This window comes from Leifsonia sp. T36S-04 (genome assembly GCF_042465655.1).
Classification (GTDB): Bacteria; Actinomycetota; Actinomycetes; order Actinomycetales; family Microbacteriaceae; genus Leifsonia.
Window position 1 is genome coordinate 2,849,040 of the sequence record NZ_CP146286.1, and the last position, 15,469, is coordinate 2,864,508.

General features: G+C 67.8%; 17 protein-coding genes, 1 pseudogene and 1 riboswitch. Of the genes and pseudogenes, 9 read left to right on the forward strand and 9 right to left on the reverse strand.

The genetic code is table 11. The features are described from left to right. Window positions 1-61 precede the first annotated feature (61 nt). Window positions 62-1,318 (forward strand): FAD-dependent oxidoreductase, encoded by a 1,257-nt coding sequence (locus P3F85_RS13840; protein ID WP_374008383.1) that lies wholly within the window; start codon window positions 62-64, stop codon window positions 1,316-1,318. Between the two features lie 19 nt (window positions 1,319-1,337). Here the strand turns inward: P3F85_RS13840 and P3F85_RS13845 are convergent, their stop codons facing one another. The 3 genes from P3F85_RS13845 to P3F85_RS13855 form a co-directional block, all read right to left on the reverse strand. After that, window positions 1,338-2,057, reverse strand: a complete 720-nt coding sequence (locus tag P3F85_RS13845; RefSeq protein ID WP_374008385.1) for a hypothetical protein — start codon at window positions 2,055-2,057, stop codon at window positions 1,338-1,340. Window positions 2,058-2,189: 132 nt separating this feature from the next. Then, window positions 2,190-2,366 (reverse strand): hypothetical protein, encoded by a 177-nt coding sequence (locus tag P3F85_RS13850; RefSeq protein ID WP_374008387.1) that lies wholly within the window; start codon window positions 2,364-2,366, stop codon window positions 2,190-2,192. A gap of 78 nt (window positions 2,367-2,444) precedes the next feature. Then, window positions 2,445-3,920, reverse strand: coding sequence for an MFS transporter (locus tag P3F85_RS13855; RefSeq protein WP_374008389.1), 1,476 nt, complete (start codon window positions 3,918-3,920; stop codon window positions 2,445-2,447). A gap of 107 nt (window positions 3,921-4,027) precedes the next feature. On the opposite strand from P3F85_RS13855, the gene P3F85_RS13860 reads away from it, so the two are divergent. Continuing rightward, window positions 4,028-4,768 (forward strand): TetR/AcrR family transcriptional regulator, encoded by a 741-nt coding sequence (locus P3F85_RS13860; protein WP_374008390.1) that lies wholly within the window; start codon window positions 4,028-4,030, stop codon window positions 4,766-4,768. Between the two features lie 11 nt (window positions 4,769-4,779). On the opposite strand, the gene P3F85_RS13865 is transcribed toward P3F85_RS13860, so the two are convergent. Beyond that, on the reverse strand, window positions 4,780-5,286 hold the full coding sequence (locus P3F85_RS13865; RefSeq protein ID WP_374010942.1) for a carbohydrate-binding protein: 507 nt from the start codon (window positions 5,284-5,286) through the stop codon (window positions 4,780-4,782). Next, window positions 5,272-7,163: pseudogene (locus tag P3F85_RS13870) on the reverse strand (glycoside hydrolase family 3 protein); the annotation flags it as partial. The pseudogene P3F85_RS13870 and the gene P3F85_RS13865, both read right to left, overlap by 15 nt. Before the next feature lie 93 nt (window positions 7,164-7,256). On the opposite strand from P3F85_RS13870, the gene P3F85_RS13875 reads away from it, so the two are divergent. Next, a complete protein-coding gene (locus P3F85_RS13875) occupies window positions 7,257-8,870 on the forward strand; it encodes an MFS transporter (RefSeq protein WP_374008391.1) in 1,614 nt (537 codons plus the stop codon). On the opposite strand, the gene P3F85_RS13880 is transcribed toward P3F85_RS13875, so the two are convergent. Continuing rightward, window positions 8,805-9,431, reverse strand: a complete 627-nt coding sequence (locus P3F85_RS13880) for a TetR/AcrR family transcriptional regulator (RefSeq protein ID WP_374008392.1) — start codon at window positions 9,429-9,431, stop codon at window positions 8,805-8,807. The genes P3F85_RS13875 and P3F85_RS13880 overlap by 66 nt on opposite strands. Before the next feature lie 104 nt (window positions 9,432-9,535). Between P3F85_RS13880 and P3F85_RS13885 the strand changes: the two genes are divergently transcribed. Further along, window positions 9,536-9,964 carry a hypothetical protein gene (locus P3F85_RS13885; protein WP_374008394.1) on the forward strand — a complete coding sequence of 143 codons (429 nt, stop codon included), beginning with the start codon at window positions 9,536-9,538 and terminating at the stop codon, window positions 9,962-9,964. A gap of 55 nt (window positions 9,965-10,019) precedes the next feature. On the opposite strand, the gene P3F85_RS13890 is transcribed toward P3F85_RS13885, so the two are convergent. Further along, window positions 10,020-11,096, reverse strand: a complete 1,077-nt coding sequence (locus P3F85_RS13890) for a hypothetical protein (RefSeq protein ID WP_374008396.1) — start codon at window positions 11,094-11,096, stop codon at window positions 10,020-10,022. A 90-nt stretch (window positions 11,097-11,186) separates the two neighbouring features. Between P3F85_RS13890 and P3F85_RS13895 the strand changes: the two genes are divergently transcribed. Then, window positions 11,187-11,627, forward strand: a complete 441-nt coding sequence (locus tag P3F85_RS13895; RefSeq protein ID WP_374008398.1) for a MarR family winged helix-turn-helix transcriptional regulator — start codon at window positions 11,187-11,189, stop codon at window positions 11,625-11,627. 24 nt (window positions 11,628-11,651) lie between these two features. Here the strand turns inward: P3F85_RS13895 and P3F85_RS13900 are convergent, their stop codons facing one another. Next, a complete protein-coding gene (locus P3F85_RS13900; RefSeq protein ID WP_374010943.1) occupies window positions 11,652-12,776 on the reverse strand; it encodes a fatty acid desaturase in 1,125 nt (374 codons plus the stop codon). A gap of 151 nt (window positions 12,777-12,927) precedes the next feature. On the opposite strand from P3F85_RS13900, the gene P3F85_RS13905 reads away from it, so the two are divergent. Continuing rightward, a complete protein-coding gene (locus P3F85_RS13905) occupies window positions 12,928-13,095 on the forward strand; it encodes a hypothetical protein (protein ID WP_374008399.1) in 168 nt (55 codons plus the stop codon). Window positions 13,096-13,127: 32 nt separating this feature from the next. Further along, on the forward strand, window positions 13,128-13,880 hold the full coding sequence (locus tag P3F85_RS13910) for a GAF and ANTAR domain-containing protein (protein WP_374008401.1): 753 nt from the start codon (window positions 13,128-13,130) through the stop codon (window positions 13,878-13,880). Here the strand turns inward: P3F85_RS13910 and P3F85_RS13915 are convergent. Then, window positions 13,797-14,078, reverse strand: a complete 282-nt coding sequence (locus P3F85_RS13915) for a hypothetical protein (protein WP_374008403.1) — start codon at window positions 14,076-14,078, stop codon at window positions 13,797-13,799. The two genes, P3F85_RS13910 and P3F85_RS13915, sit on opposite strands and share 84 nt — an antisense overlap. A 17-nt stretch (window positions 14,079-14,095) precedes the next feature. After that, a riboswitch (guanidine-III (ykkC-III) riboswitch) is annotated at window positions 14,096-14,159 on the reverse strand. A 95-nt stretch (window positions 14,160-14,254) separates the two neighbouring features. On the opposite strand from P3F85_RS13915, the gene P3F85_RS13920 reads away from it, so the two are divergent. Both P3F85_RS13920 and P3F85_RS13925 read left to right on the forward strand, forming a co-directional pair. After that, window positions 14,255-14,581 carry a hypothetical protein gene (locus P3F85_RS13920; RefSeq protein ID WP_374008405.1) on the forward strand — a complete coding sequence of 109 codons (327 nt, stop codon included), beginning with the start codon at window positions 14,255-14,257 and terminating at the stop codon, window positions 14,579-14,581. 179 nt (window positions 14,582-14,760) lie between these two features. Then, on the forward strand, window positions 14,761-15,468 hold the full coding sequence (locus P3F85_RS13925; RefSeq protein WP_374008407.1) for a GAF and ANTAR domain-containing protein: 708 nt from the start codon (window positions 14,761-14,763) through the stop codon (window positions 15,466-15,468). The last annotated feature ends 1 nt before the right edge of the window (window position 15,469 follow it).

A 15,469-nucleotide genomic window follows, 5' to 3' on the forward strand; every position in this document is an offset into this window, starting at 1 on the left:
ACGTCCTCGAGAGACACGACCACTCGGGGGCGTGCTGATGTTCCGCTCCTACAATCGGCTCATGCAGTCGCATGATGTGGTCGTGATCGGCGCGGGGCTGGCGGGTCTGCGGTGCGCCGCCGAGCTGGCCGCTCACGGCCGCGACGTGGTCATCCTCGAGGCCGCGGATCGCGTCGGCGGACGCCAGCAGACCGACCGAGTCGACGGCTTCACCCTGGACCGTGGATTCCACGTCCTGAACACCGGCTATCCGGCCGTCCGCGCAGCGGTCGATGTCGGCGGTCTCTCCGTCGCGGCGTTCCCGACCGCCGTCCGCGTGCGCCGCGCGGACGGTTCGACGGCAACCCTCGCGCACCCCCTTCGGCACCCGCGTCTGCTTCCGGCGACGCTCGCCAGCCGATTCGTGACGCCACGGGACCTCGCCGGGCTCGTCCGGTGGCTCGGGCCGATGGTCCTCCGGCCGCGCGCTGCCGTGGCTCGGCCCGACCGCGCAATCCGCCAGGCCTGGGACGAGGCGGGTCTCACCGGTCCGTTGCGCACCGACGTTCTGTCGCCCTTCTTCTCGGGGGTTCTCGCTGACGCGTCGGAGTCGACCTCCGACACGTACGTGCGGCTCCTCGCGCGGTCGTTCCTTCCCGCAGCTGCCGGACTACCCCGAGCCGGCATCGCCGCCCTCCCGAACGCACTCGCCGCGCGCGCTCGTGCGGCAGGAGCCGACGTCCGGCTCAACCGCCCGGTGATCCGGCTCAGGCGACGGGACGGTCGCTGGGAGGTGGATGCGTCCGGCGAAGCAACGCTGGACGCACAGGACGTCGTGGTGGCAGTGGGCGCCGAGGGCCTCGACGGCCTGGTGGATGTGCCCGCCCCCGCGACCAGGGGATTGCAGACGTGGTGGTTCGCGGCCGAAGAGGCCCCGGCGTCCGCCCTCCTGACGCTCGACGCCGCGCGCGACGGTCCGATCGTCAACGCACTGGCGATCTCGGCCACGATCCCCGAGGCAGCGCCCCCAGGGCGACACCTCGTGCAGGCGACCTGCCTGTTGGCCCCAGGGCATGCGGCACACGAGAGTGACGTGCGCGCCCAGCTTGTCCGGTTGTACGGCCGGCCCGCTGAGTCGTGGCAACTGCTCCGGCGCGATGACATCCCGCACGCTCTTCCTGCGCTGCCACCGCCGATGCGTCGGCGGTCCCCTGCCCGTATCGGTCCAGGTCTGCATCTCGCAGGCGACCACACGGAGTCGCCGTCGATCCAGGGTGCGCTGCACTCGGGGCTGCGTGCGGCGAGATCGGTGCTGGCAGAGCGCGGACTCGAGCGTTAGGTCATCCGACGCCGGGATCTCACTCGAGAGGAGCCGGCAGCGCTCGCAGCAGCTCCAGCGCGACCTCGGTGACGCTGCCCGGCTCGGCCCGGTACGTCACCAGCATCATTCCGTCCGTGCCCTCGATGGCCGTCTTCTCGCGCGTGAGCCGCAGCTGCCCGGCGACAGGATGGTTCCACTCGCCGACGCTGGACACCTGTGGCGACGGCTTCTCGGTCGCCCACAGCGCACGGAACCGCGGGCTGCGCACGGCGAGCTCCCCGACCAATGCATGGAGGGCGTCGTCCGCCGGTTCGCGCTCGGCCCTGTCCAGCAGGTGCTGCACCATCGCCCGGGTGACGTCCTCCCAATCGCTGGCCCGGTCCGCGACGGCCACACCGAGGAAGACGGAGAGGATGAGGTTCGAGCCCGTCCGGAAATACGGGGTGACCGCGCCGGCGAGAGCGTTCGCCTCGAGCACGTCCATCAGCCGGCCCTGGACATACGCGGGCGTCTCCATGCGACGAAGCGCCTCGGACACCATCCGCGGGACGACTTCCGCGCCGGTGGCGGAGGAGCCGCGCCATCGCCGTCCGCGGGGAGTCACCGGGTAGCCGTGGGCAGGATCCGCGTCCAGCAGGGCTTTCACCGCCGCCCGGTTCTCTTCCGGCGTGCGCGCCGCATCCAGCCGCTTCACCAGCTCTTCGAGATCCGCGGTGGAGCGGCCACCTGCACGGGACGGCATCGACAGCGGCGACATGGTTCTCCTGACGTTCGGCCCCCGGGACACTCTCGGCAGGATCGCGCTGACCGGTAGGAGTCCGACGCGCGCCGTATCGTCAGCTTTCGGGCTGAGCGCTTCGTCCGCCGTCACCGTGTCGGCGAGGGAGGGTCAGGCGACGGAGGTGGCTTCCCGGTAGCGCTCGAGTTCGTAGACCGGGACGCGCACGACGCCGCGGAAGAACACTGTACGGATCTTCCCCTCGGCGATCAGCTGGTGCAGAGCCAACTCAGGGATACCCAGATACATGGCCGCCTTCTGGGGCAGCAACTGGTCCGGCTCGTCCATGGACGGGAACTTAGCAGTCGAATCCGCTCCGCGAATCGGGCAGTCGTGTTGCCCGTAATCCGGCGGGACGGCTCCCCCTCAGGCGAGCGTCTGGGACTCCGCGGCGGCGTGCTCCTCGACGGACCGCGAGTTCGTCAGCGAGAGGGCGCCGAAGCCCGCGATCAGCCCCACAGCCACCGCGAGGATGCCGAAGGTCAGCTGCTCGCCGTCGAAGAACGACGCGACCAGCGTGTGGCTCCACGTGCCGTTCGGCAGCGTGGTGGTCACCAGCACGGCGATGAGCGTTCCGACGACAGCGGTGCCGATGCTCGTACCGACCTCTTGAGCCGCGTCGTTCATCGCAGCGCCCATGGACGTCCGGTTTTCGGGCATCGCCCCGACGAGCGCGACCGCGCAGATCGTCATGACGGTGCGCAGGCCGATCGTCATCACGATCATGGAGAGCGCGATCGCCAGGTAATTCTGCTGCACGCTCCACGCCATCATGCCGAGGCCCGCTGCGAGCAGGAGGGCACCCACGAAGCACGCCATCCGGTGCCCGAAGCGACGCACAAGCCACTCGGTGAGTGGGGTCGCGAAGATCATCGTCAGGATGATCGGGAGGTTTGCAAGGCCCGCGACCAACGGCGTCCACCCCCACGCGTACTGGAAGTGCAGCACCAGAGCGAACATGACGCCGGCCATCGCGAGGGAGGTACCGATCTGAGCGATGGCAGCTCCCCGGACGGTGCCGCGCCGGAACAAGGCGAGGTCGAGCATCGGCGCTGCCGCTCGCCGCTCGCGCACGATGAACAGGACCAGCGACGCCACGGCCCCGAAGGCGACCGCGATGGTGACGGAGGACAGCCATCCGTTCTGCACTCCACTGGTCAGGGTGTAGCAGGCGAGGCCGATCGTCGCGATGCTGAGGAGGGCACCGGGGACGTCGAGCCGGTCCTTCGTGAGGCCCTCGGCCGTGTCCGGCGCGACCCCGAAGTGGACGCCGATGCAGGCGATGAGGGCGATCGGCGCGTTGACGAGCAGCAACCACTGCCAGGAGAGGTGCGCAAGCACGGTGCCGGCGAGGAGCGGCCCGAGGACGAAGCCCGACATGCCGACCACCATCATCAGGGTGATCGCGCGCATCCGCAGCCGGTCGTCGTCGAACAAGCGGAACACGAGGGAGTTGGTGATCGGCGCCATCGCCGCGGCGGCCACACCGAGCAGGGCACGCAGCGCGATGAGCTCGCCCGTGGTGGTGACCAGCAGCACGCCCAGGCTCAGCAGACCGAACAACCCCAGCCCGACCTGCAGCACCCGGCGGCGACCGAAGCGGTCGGCGATCGACCCGGCGGTCAGCAGCAGTCCGCCGAACGTGAGCGAGTACGCGCCCGTGATCCACTGCAGGGAGGTCGTGTCCCCTCCCAGGCTCCGGCCGATCGTCGGGAGCGCGACGGACAGCAGCGTGTTGTCGACCATCTCGACGAAGAACGCGAGGCAGAGCGCAGCGAGGGGCATCCACGCCGCCTTCATGGAGCTGTAGCTGCGGGGCCGGGTAAGGGTTTCTGTGCTCATGGCCACTCCTCTATCGAACAGTGTTCGAGTCTCGAACATCGTTCGATAGGATAGAACAGTGTTCGATAATCCGCAAGCCAGGCTTCTCCTGTGATGGGATGGGTGACATGAGCAGTCCACGGCGAGAGGCTGAACCGCCCGCACGCGGCCGCGCGCCGCAGAAGCGCCCGCGGGCGTCCCACTCGCTCGAGTCCGTTCTGGCCGAGGCGGTGGCGATCCTCGACGAGTCCGGCGCGCAGGGGCTCACCATCCGCGCCCTCGCCTCCCGGCTGGGCGGCGGGGCGGCGAGCGTGTACTGGTACGTGTCGGGGCGGGATGAACTCCTCGACCTCGCGGCCGACTCTGTGCTCGCCGGCGTGCTGGAGGCCGTTGCCGATGTGGCGTCCGAGGATCCCATCGCTGATCTGCGCACCATCGCCCGCACGCTCTTCGACGCCATCGTCGACCGCCCGTGGCTCGGCGTGTACGCGATGCGCGACACCGGACGGCAGATCCACTCACTGCAGCTCTACGAGCGCATCGGCGAAGAGGTCATGCGCCTCGGCCTCACCCCGCAGCAGTCCTTCTACGCCGCCTCGGCGGTGGTCGGCTTCGTGATCGGCACGGCCGCCGACATGGGCCAGGAACTGCCGGACGCTGTCATCTCGGGCGAACTCGACCAGAAGCAGTATCTCGCTCAGGCGACCGAGCAATGGCGCGCGCTCGAGCCCGCGAAGTACCCCTTCATCCACCACATCGTCGACGAATTCGCCGTCCATGACGACCGCGACCAGTTCCGTGCGGGACTGGATCTGCTGCTGGCGGGCCTCGAACTGCAGGCGCGGCGGGCAGCAGACCCGGTCGACTGAAGCGGGCGCCGTCAGCGCGAGAACACCAGCCAGTTGACATTGACGAATTCGTTCGCCGTGCCGGTCCCCGCCCCCACGAACCGCAGATACACGCGGTCGGTACCAGTCGCCGGGAGTGCCAGCCCGGCGGTCCTGGTCACCCAGTTCTGCCACCCTCCGGTCGAGGTGACCGGAATCCGGGCGAGCACCGGACCGGCGGGTGATCCCGTGCGCACCTCGATCGTCCCGGTCGCGGTCGCCCCCGATGCGAGCCGGATCGAGACCGACGTGGCGGCCGTTTCTCCGAAGTCCACGTCGAACCAGCCGGCGAAGTCGCCGTCGGCGAGGTGGGCCAGGGCACGCCCGCACGCCGTGTCTTCGCAGTTCTCGGTCGACGTCCCGCGCTGATCGTCGTAGTAGACGGCGCCGATCGTGTCGTACGCGGACTGGCCGGTCGTGGGATGGAGTCCATAGCCCGCCGAGAAGAGGGCGTTCTGGCCATCACCCGCGTTGATCGGCTGCTGGCCGGCGTCGTGCATCCACGTGACCGGCAGTGCGCCGGTCGCAGGGACGCCGCCGTACAGGATGTCCGCGACCCCCGCGCCTTCGGTGCCCGGCAGCCACGCCTCGACCACGGCGCGGACGGATCCGAGTTGCTCGTCGATGTCGAGCGGGCGTCCGCTGAGCAGCACGAGCGTTACGGGACGCCGGATGCAGAGACGCGATCGATGAGCGCGCGATCCGACGCGCTCAGGCGCATGTCGCCGGTGTCGTCGCCCTCGTACTCCGCGTACGGTTTCTCGCCGACCACGACCACGGCATCGTGATAGCTGTCGTCGATTCCGGACCCGTCGGGCGAATACGTGACCGTGGTACTGGGAGCGACCGCAGCCCGGATGCCGCCCAGGATCGTCGTTCCTGGCTCAATGGGACCGAGCGAGCCCTGCCATCCCATCGTCCAGCCACCGGACTGCCGGCCGATGTCGTCGGCGCCGCTGCCCGCGACGAAGACCTTGCTCGCGCTCCGCGGCAGCGGAAGGAGTCCTCGGTCGTTCTTGAGCACGACCGTCGACTCGGCGACGGCCTGCCGCGCCAGCGCTCGGTGCGCGGCCGACCCGACCTGGCTCGCGAGGGATCGATCGGCGAAGGGGTGCTCGAACAGCCCCTTCTGGAACTTCTTGGTCAGGATGCGCGAGACGGCGTCGTCGATGCGCGCCCGCGACACACGGCCGGCGTGGACCTCCGCCACGAGTTCGGCGTGGAAGTGCGAGTACTCGTCGGGGACCATGACGAGATCGATTCCCGCGTTGACGGCGGTGCGCACGTCGTAGGCCGACAGGGTGCTCTTGTCGCCGTCCAGATAGTCCACGCCGCCGTAGTCGGAGACGAGGATGCCAGAGAAGCCGAGCTCCTTCTTCAGCACGTCGGTCAGCAGGTACTTGTCACCGTGCAGCAGCGAGCCGTTCCAGCTCGAATAGCTCACCATCACCGCCGACACCCCGCGGCGCACTGCTTCGCGGAAGGGAGGCAGATGAATAGCCCGCAGTGCGGCCTCGCTCAGTTGGGTGTTCCCCCGGTCGTCGCCGCCGGTCGTCCCGCCGTCGCCGACGTAGTGCTTGGTCAACGCCAGGATGGAGTCCGGCGCCGACAGCGACGAGCCTTGCTCGCCTGTCACCATGGTCGTCATCGAGGAGACGAGCGCCGGATCCTCGCCGAACGACTCGTACGTGCGACCCCAGCGGTCGTTCCGGACAACTGCGACCGTCGGGGCGAAGTTCATATCGATGCCGAGGGCACTCACCTCCTGTGCGACGGCGTGGCCGATGCGCTGGACGAGCGCCGGGTCATGCGTCGCACCGAGTCCGATGTTGTGCGGGAAGATGGTCGCGCCGTAGACGTTGCCCGCGCCGTGCACGGCATCCATCGCGTAGAGCATCGGGATGCCGAGACGATTGCGCAGGGCGGCCTTCTGGAAGCCGTCGTACATGTTCTCCCAGCCGGCCACCGTATTGCTCGCGGGTGCCGAGGTGCCGGCCGAGAATCCTGCCCCGATCATGCCGCTCGCGAGTCCCTCATCCGACAGCCAGCGGCGCTCGATCAGCGTCATCTGGCCGATCTTCTCGTCGAGTGTCATCCTGCTGAGGAGGTCGGCCACCCGCGTTGCGACGCTCCCGCCCGGATCCTGATAGGGAAGTGGCGCGGCGCTCGCCATTGCCGGAGCGCCGACGATCAGGGCGGCGCCGACGAGGGCGGCCGCCAGGGCGGCGATGGTTCGGGGATGCATCCGGATGTTCACGTTCGACTCCTGACGGATCGACAATCGTGTCCTCAGCGCCTTTGCCGGATTTGGGGGCGACGTTAGCAGCCATGTCCCGCTCCACGTAAGGGGCACGAGCACCTGATGTGCGAACGTCATTGCCCCCGTTGCCGGCCGGGGACAATACTGGCGGACACCGGCTCACTGCCGGCCGTTGGCCAAAAGACACGACGCTATGGAAGCGGAGCTGGCATGAAGAAGTGGTCGGTCGTCATCATCCTCGGCGCCGCCCAATTCGTGATGGTGCTCGATGGAACCGTCATGAACGTGTCCATCTCCACCGTTGTCGCGGACCTCGACACGACGGTCTCAGCAATGCAGGCCGCCATCACGTTCTACACGCTGACGATGGCCTCCGTCATGCTCCTCGGCGCGAAGCTCGGCGACCTGTGGGGGCGCCGTCGCGCGTTCGTGATCGGTTCGATCGTCTATGCGCTCGGGTCGCTGACGACCGCCCTTGCGCCGAACATCGTGGTCCTCTTCCTGGGCTGGTCGGTCGTCGAGGGTCTTGGTGCGGTACTGGTGATCCCGGCGATCGCCGCTCTCGTGGCAGACAACTACACGGCGCACGACCGCATCACGGCATTCGCGATCATCGGCGCCGTCTCGGGGGCCGCCGTGGCAGCGGGCCCGTTGATCGGCGGATTCGTCACCACGTATTTCAGCTGGCGCTACGTCTTCGTCGCCGAGGTCGTCATCATGGCGGTCGTGGTGCTCCTCGCCCGCGCCATCGGCGATCACGCCGGGCGCCGGGCCGAGCGGATCGACCTCTGGAGCGTGCTCCTCTCGGCCGCCGGCCTGACCGCGGTCGTGCTCGGGATGCTGCAGAGCAAGACCTGGGGGTGGATCACTCCCCTCGCCTCCCCGGAAATCAACGGCGTCCCGATCGCGCCGCTCGGAATCTCCCTCAGCGCCTGGCTGATCCTGCTGGGCGGTGTCCTCCTGTGGGGATTCGTCAGGCGGCAACGCCTGCTGGTCGACAGGGGGCGTCCGCCGCTGGTGCATGTGGCGCTCTTCGAGATCCGTCGGCTGCGCAGCGGCCTCAGCGTGCTCGGGGCCCAATACGCGGTAACGGCCGGGCTGTTCTTCATGGTCCCGGTGTACCTGCAGATGACGCTCGGACTGGATGCGCTCCAGACGGGAATCCGGGTCTTCCCGCTCTCGATCTCTCTCATCCTCTTCTCCATCGTGGGGACCCGGCTCTCGGCTATCTGGTCGCCCCGACGGATCGTGGTCGTCGGCCAATGGATCCTCGTCGGCAGCGCCATCCTCCTCCTCGCCGCCGTGTCGCCCGACCTGCAGTCCGTCCTGTTCGGAGTGGGCATGTTCCTGGCCGGTGCCGCTCTCGGTCTTCTCGCCTCGCAACTCGGGGCTGTCAACATGTCGAGCGTCTCCGAGAAGCAGACGAGCGAGGTCGGCGGCCTTCAGGGCGTTTTCCAGAATCTCGGTTCGTCGCTCGGCACGGCGCTGATCGGCTCCATCCTGATCGGCGCGCTGACGACATCGTTCGCCGGTGGGGTCGCCGCCAGCACGCTGCCCGACGAGGTCAAGGCGACGATCAGCGAGCGGACCCAGGGCGGCGTCGCGATCGTCCCGGCCGCGACCGTCACCACGATCGGCACGGAGAACGGTCTCACCAGCGATGAGGCGGCCGAGCTGGCGTCCATCTATACGGATGCCCAGCTGTCGTCGCTCGGAGTCGCGTTCTTCGGCCTGATCGCGATCACCCTGCTCTCGCTCCTACTCTCCCGCGGCCTCCCCACGGAGGTGGCCGGACGCAAGAGAGCCGTCCCGAAGGCCACGTGATCCGCGGATGAGCCCGCGGACGTACGACTCGAGGGCACGCGCCGCCAGATCGAACGGCTCGATGTCCTCCTGAGCACGGCTGAGGATGACGGCCCCCTCGGTCGCCGAGAGGAGCAGGGTCGCCGTCGCGCTGCCGGCCTCCTCCGGAACCCCGCCAGCTACGAGCAGGTCGGCGAGCAGGCCGGTCCAGGCGCGGAACACCGTGGCGGCAGAGGCGAGGAGATCGGACGAGTCGGTCGCAACGGTGACCGCAGCGGCCGAGCACCCGATCCGGAAGCCGCCCTGCACGAGCAGCTGCCGCCACATTCCGAAGAAGGCGGCAGCGACCTCGTCCGCGGGAAGTCCACGAAGTGCCTCGAGGCGCTCGAGCACCCCCTCGGCGGCAAACTCGAGGGCCTGCGACACGAGCTGCGACTTGCCCTCGGGGAAGTGGTAGTAGATCGATCCCCGAGGGGCGCCGGTCAGCGCGAGCACCTCGGAGAAGCTGGTCTCCTGGAGGCCGCGCTCGGCCAGCAGCCGCGCAGCCCCCTCGACCATGCGGCGCTTGGGGCCCTGATCCATGGCGCCTCCTCGTTTCCGCAGCGATTATAGGGCGATCCTTGACTATGACGGCCGTCATACAGAACACTGGTCGCATCCGAATCCACTCTCCGGGAGAAGACACCATGCCGATGATCGATGTGTACGCGACGACGGGAACCTTCGCAGACAAGCACACCCTCGCCCAGACCCTCGCCGAGACTCTGATGGGGATCGAGCAGGTGCCGAACATCCCCCTGTTCCGGCGGAACACAGCCGCTTTCGTCCACGAGCTCCCCGAGGGGGACCTCTCGAACGTCGACGGCGAGTCGAGCTACGTCCGCGTGCAGGTGCTCACCAACGCCGGCGCCCTTGACCGGGACAAGCAGCTCGCCGTCGTGGAGCAGTTCACCGCGCTCGTGGCCGCGGCCGCCGGGGACTCGACCCTGGCCGACCGCACGTGGGTACTCCTCACCGAGGCGATCGAAGGCGGATGGGGGCTGGCCGGTCACGCCCATACCAATGCAGACCTGGTCGCCGCGGCTCGCGCTGAGATCGCGTCGCTGCAGGCGTAGGCGTCCGGCAGAGCCAGCTTCTCCGTGGCGCCGTGACCCCGGGGTTAGAGCACCGTCACGCGGCGACGACAGCCGCTTCCTCGGCCGGGGTCGCGGCCATGGTGTCGTTGGCCGCCCGCCGCCGGCGCACGGTGAGCAGATGGGACACACCGATGAGTGCGAGGCCCGCGGTAGCCCACAGCGCCAGCTTCAGCCCATCGAATCCGAATACCTGACCCGGGAAATAGGTGAGTGCTCGCGCCGCGTCGAGCCAGGCGGCACCGTCCCAGAACGTGTTCAGGCCGGCGAAGAACGAGGGCTGGAGGTCCTGAGGAAAGATGCCGCCGCTACTGGTGACGTTGAGCATCACGAACAGCAGCGTCAGGGCTGGAGTGGTCCACCGTCCGAGGAAAGGGTGCAGCCCGACGCCGATCACCACGATTCCGAACGTGTACAGCGCGGCGAGCAGCCAGATGCTCCACTCGTTGCCGTTCAGGACATGGAACATCGGTCCGGCGACGAGGCAGCCGATCCCCGCGACGACGAGCGCCACGGCGGCCGAGAGAGCGATGCGCCAACCGATCCCGAGCTTGGCGGTCACCGCGGCCAGGGCGATAGCGCTGGAGTAGCCGCCGACGCTGAGCGCGACCATCAAGAAGAACAACCCCTGGCCGGTACCGTCGTCTGCCGGAACCGGTCGGATGTCGTCGATGGTCACGGGGAGGTGCTGCTCATAGGCGATCGGCAAGAAGAGCTTCTCAGCCGCGGACGACTCCGTCTCGGATGATGCCGTTGACACGTAGATCGTCGCGTGATCCGCGGCCACCTCGTACGCCGCCGCCAACGTGTGGTCGGTCAGCCGTCGCTTCGCCTCTGCGGCCGAGGACACGGTCGTGACGTCGAGCTCGGCTGGAGCCTTATCGTTCAGCCCCTGCGCGAACACGTCCGTTGCGGGAGCTTCGCCAACGATCGCGACCGGGATGTCGTGCGGCTGGGGGGCGTGGAACGCCCCCAAGTAGGCGAGGGCCATTCCGGCGGCGAGGAAGAGCGGGATCAGGAGGTGCGAGCCGAACGCCTTCCAGAAGCCGGCGGCGGGCCAGAACCGGGGCCGTGCGATCGTCGACGGGACGGGGGTGATGCGATGCGTGGACATGCTGTTGCGGGAGTCCTCTCGGGAAGTTGCCTCATGCAACATACGGGATTATGTTGCGCTATGCAACTCAAGTACGGGTACACTGCTGCCGTGAATTCCCCCGAGCGAGGCACTTCGATCTCCCGCGTGCAGCACGAGCTCACGACGATGGCGCGCCGAGGCACGGCGCTCATCCGCCGCGAAAACCACTCCCTGTCGGAGGTCGACCGCTCCCTCCTCGCATTCATCGAATCGAACCCGGGGTGTCGCGCAGTCGACATCGCGGCTCATTTCCATCTCAACCGCTCCACTGTCTCTCGACAGCTTGCTGCCCTGAGCGACGACGGGCTGATCGCCCTGAGCCCAGCAGGCAGCGGCCCTGCTCGCGGGATGGCCCTGAACCTGACGGATGAGGGCGACCGCCTGTTGGGGAGCGTCGCAGCTTCCCTCAATGACGCCCTGACCCAGAGACTCCAGCGGTGGTCCCAGACCGACATCGACACCTTCGCGAGCCTCCTGGCGCGTTACAACGAGGAGACCGGACGGTTGTGACCCGGGCGGGTTGTGCGCGCGCGATCATCGGATTGAACCGGCTCTAGGCCTCGGCGGCGGCACCGGCAGGGCCGGGGTCTGCCGCAACTCGAGCAGTGGACAGCTGAAGGGATCTTTGTCACCCAGCCCGACGCGGTTGATGTGGCGGGTGACGATGGCGTACGAGCGTAGGAGTCCGGTCTGGGTGTACGGCACGCCGTGGTCTTCGCAGAACGCGCGGATGGTCGGGGCCGCGCGCCGCAGGTGTGGCCGCGGCATCGACGGGAACAGGTGGTGTTCGATCTGGTAGTTCAGGCCGCCCATCATGAAGTCCAGCACACGGTTGCCTCGAATGTTGCGGCTCATCAGCACCTGCCGCCGAAGGAAGTCGAGCTTCACATCGTGCGGCACCAGCGGCATCCCCTTGTGGTTCGGGGCGAACGACATCCCCATGTAGAAACCGAACAGCCCGAGCTGCACCGCCAAGAACACAGCGGCCTTGCCCGGGGACAGCACCAGGAAGACCAGGGCGAGATAGCCGACGATGCGGACCGCCAGGAACGCGATCTCCACCGGCCTGCGCTTCACGGGCTCCCGGGCGAACACCCGCCTCACGCTCGAGGCGTGCAACGAGACGCCCTCCAGCAGCAGGATGGGAAAGAAGAACCAGCCCTGGTGGCTCATCAGCCACCGAAGCGTGGCGGGTCGCTCTGCTGCTTGGCGGGGGGTGAACGCGATGACCGGCAGGTCGATGTCCGGGTCGGCGCCCTCCTGGTTCGGATTGGCATGATGCCGGGTGTGCTTGTGCTGCCACCAGCCGTAGCTCATCCCGACGAAAAGGTCTCCGATGACCAAGCTGACCCAGTCATTCCACCGGCCTGAGCGGAAGATCTGCCGGTGCGCGGCATCGTGCCCCAGGAAGGCGATCTGCGTGAACAGGAACGCGAAGGCAGCCGCCGTGAGGATCTGCCACCAGCTGTCGCCGATCAGCACGAAGAGGAGCACTGCTGCGGCGGTGACCAACGGGACCAGGACCAGCTTGCTCCAGTAGTACCCGTACCGGCGTCGTAGCAGGCCGGAGTCGCGGATGACCGCGGCGAGTGCCGTGTACTCGCCACCGGCCGGCGGTGGTGGCGGCGGTTTCGGCTGGCTGACAGAGACCTCAGACATGGCGACGCCCGATCTGTTGCTCATGGCGTCAAGGTCAGGGCCGCCGCTTTCCACCAGCGTACGCGCGTGAAGTTCCGCGCTACCCGTGAATCCAGAGCCGGACCTCCGCCACCCATCGTTCCCTCGCCCATACGCGGGTACCGTGACGAGAATGCTGACAGTAATCGTTATCCTTTTGGTCGCGTGGGCGATCCTGGCCGTCGTCGGCTTCGCGATCAAAGGCCTGCTCTGGCTGGCCGTCATCGGGATCATCCTCTTCGTCGGAACCGTGATCTTCGGTTTCGTCCGACGCAACGCCCGCAAGAAGAAGTCCGCCTGAACGACATCACGGACCGCGACTAAGGTGGGTTCATGAGGGCCCAGAGCAAGGAGCGGCAACTCGCCGAAGCGTTCGTCACCCTCGCCGACACGATGGTCGACGACTACGACGTAGTGGACCTCCTCCACACCGTCGTCGAACTGTGCTCCTCCCTGCTCGACGCAACCGATGCCGGCATCCTTCTTCCCAACTCGGCCGGTGAGCTCGAGGTCGCGGCCTCCAGCAGCGAGCGCAGCCATCTCATCGGGTTGCTCCAGCTCGGCGAGGACGAGGGACCCTGTGTCGACGCGTACCGAACGGGCGTCCTCGTCACGGTGGACGACATCGCCGGCAGCTACGCCCGCTGGCCGTCCTTCGCCATCGCTGCCGCAGAATCCGGCTATGCGTCGATGCACGCCATCCCGCTACGGCTGCGGAAGGAGACCATCGGGTCGCTCAACCTGTTCCGCGACCGCACCGGCGGTTTCTCGGAGGACGACGCGGTCACCGCGCGTGCGCTGGCGGATGGAGCGACAATCGGCATCCTGCACGAACGCTCGCTGCGTGAATCCAACATCGCCCGCACCCAGCTGCAGCATGCGCTCGACAGCAGGGTCATCATCGAACAAGCCAAAGGCGTGATCGCCCACACCCAGAACGTGGACATGGACACCGCCTTCCAGCTCATCCGCGCCCGTGCCCGCGACACCCGCACCCGTCTCTCAGAGGTCGCGCGCCACATCGTCGAGCACCCCTTCGACACCGGGGTCGAGCCTGCGTCGGGGCGTCGCCACCCCGACCAGTGAAACGACAGCCCACACGCCTTCGAGCAGGAGGAACCCCCACTGCATAGTGACAGCGGCCTGCGCCGCCAACACACCCGAACCCACCAGGTTCAGGAGCAGGTAGGGGCGCGACTTCGGGTCCAGCCATCCACGCTGACCCGCGATGAAGGCGGCAAGAACTAAGACGGATCCGGCGATCTGAACGGTCTGCTCGAACATGACGGACAACCCTCCAAGGGGCGTCGTCGTGCAGACCGGGTACGGCGCGTCTCGTCCGGGAGCCAGGAATCCCTGGGCTCTGCATCCAGTTTGGCAAAAAATCCTGTGCAGACCCCGTTTTCGGCTACGCTCGGTTTTCTCGGGCCCAGACCTCGCCCCGATCCAGTGGGGTTGTCATGGGCACACTGATCTACGCCGGCGGTAGCACGCGTGTTGAACTCTCCGATCGGGAACTGGCGCACCTGCAGTTCGTGATCACGGGGAAGTTGAGGCGCCGCGAGGGTTTCCTGCTGAGTGTGCACGACTCGGACGGGACACTTCACGTCGTGTGGTTGAGCGCCTCGCTACCGTTGGACTTCGCATACTCGAGTCCGGTGCTGCCTCCGCTGAACCGGGAGTGGCTCGAAGTCTTGACGGTCTGCGCCGGCCACGCAGGTGGCCTCCGACTACTCCCCGAGCCCGCCGAGGGCGCCAAGGATGATGCCCTGGCCACCGCGCAATAAGCACGTCAGCGGTCGGCACCCACGCGTGCATTCCCAGGCCCGCCCCTGCCTCCCCTGGTACTGTCAGTCCGAGCTGTCCTGGACCTAGGCCGCTCGAGCAACGGTGGATCTGCCGCCGGCGCCGGGTCAGGAGGACATCATCTCCCCTTCATCGCTCTCGATTCTCTCGTTGGCGGATCATGTCTGAGCGCGCCTTCACCAATGCTGTGCGCGCGTTATCGCGAGCACTCGATGCCCGATCCAGTCTCTGCACTCCCTTCGTGGACGCGCTCCCCGTCGAGCACGCCGCCGTATCGACGCTGGGGTCGCCATTCGGGTCAGAGACGGTGTGCGCAAGCGACCCGCGGGCGGCGCGGCTCGATGAGCTGCAGATCGACTACGGGATCGGCCCCTGCTGGGACGCCCTTTCGACACGGAAACCGGTATTCGCGGCCGACCTGGATGACGCCAGCAGGTCGGCGTGGCCGGAACTCGGCGAGTCCCTCAAGGACTCCGGCGTGAAGTCCGTGTACGCGTTCCCGCTCGTGGTGGGGCGGTTGGATGTGGGTGCAGTGGATCTGTACGCCACCACTCCTGCAGCGCTCTCCCCCCGGTCGATTGCGCAGGCGTCGACTCTTGCGGACATCGTCGCGACTCAGGTCGTGCGGCGGGCCATCAGTCAGCTCCCCTCATCCGAGGACGACGCGACCGACCATTCGGGGTTCTCCCGGCGCGAGGTCCATCAAGCCACCGGCATGATCATCGCGCAGATGCGGGTCAACCCGGACGATGCCTTGCTGATGTTGCGCGCCCACGCGTTCGCCGCAGGCCGCAGCGTGCGGGAGGTCGCGGCCGATGTCGTGGCCCGCACGCTCTCCTTCGCGCCGGACGACACCCGGGAGGACTAGC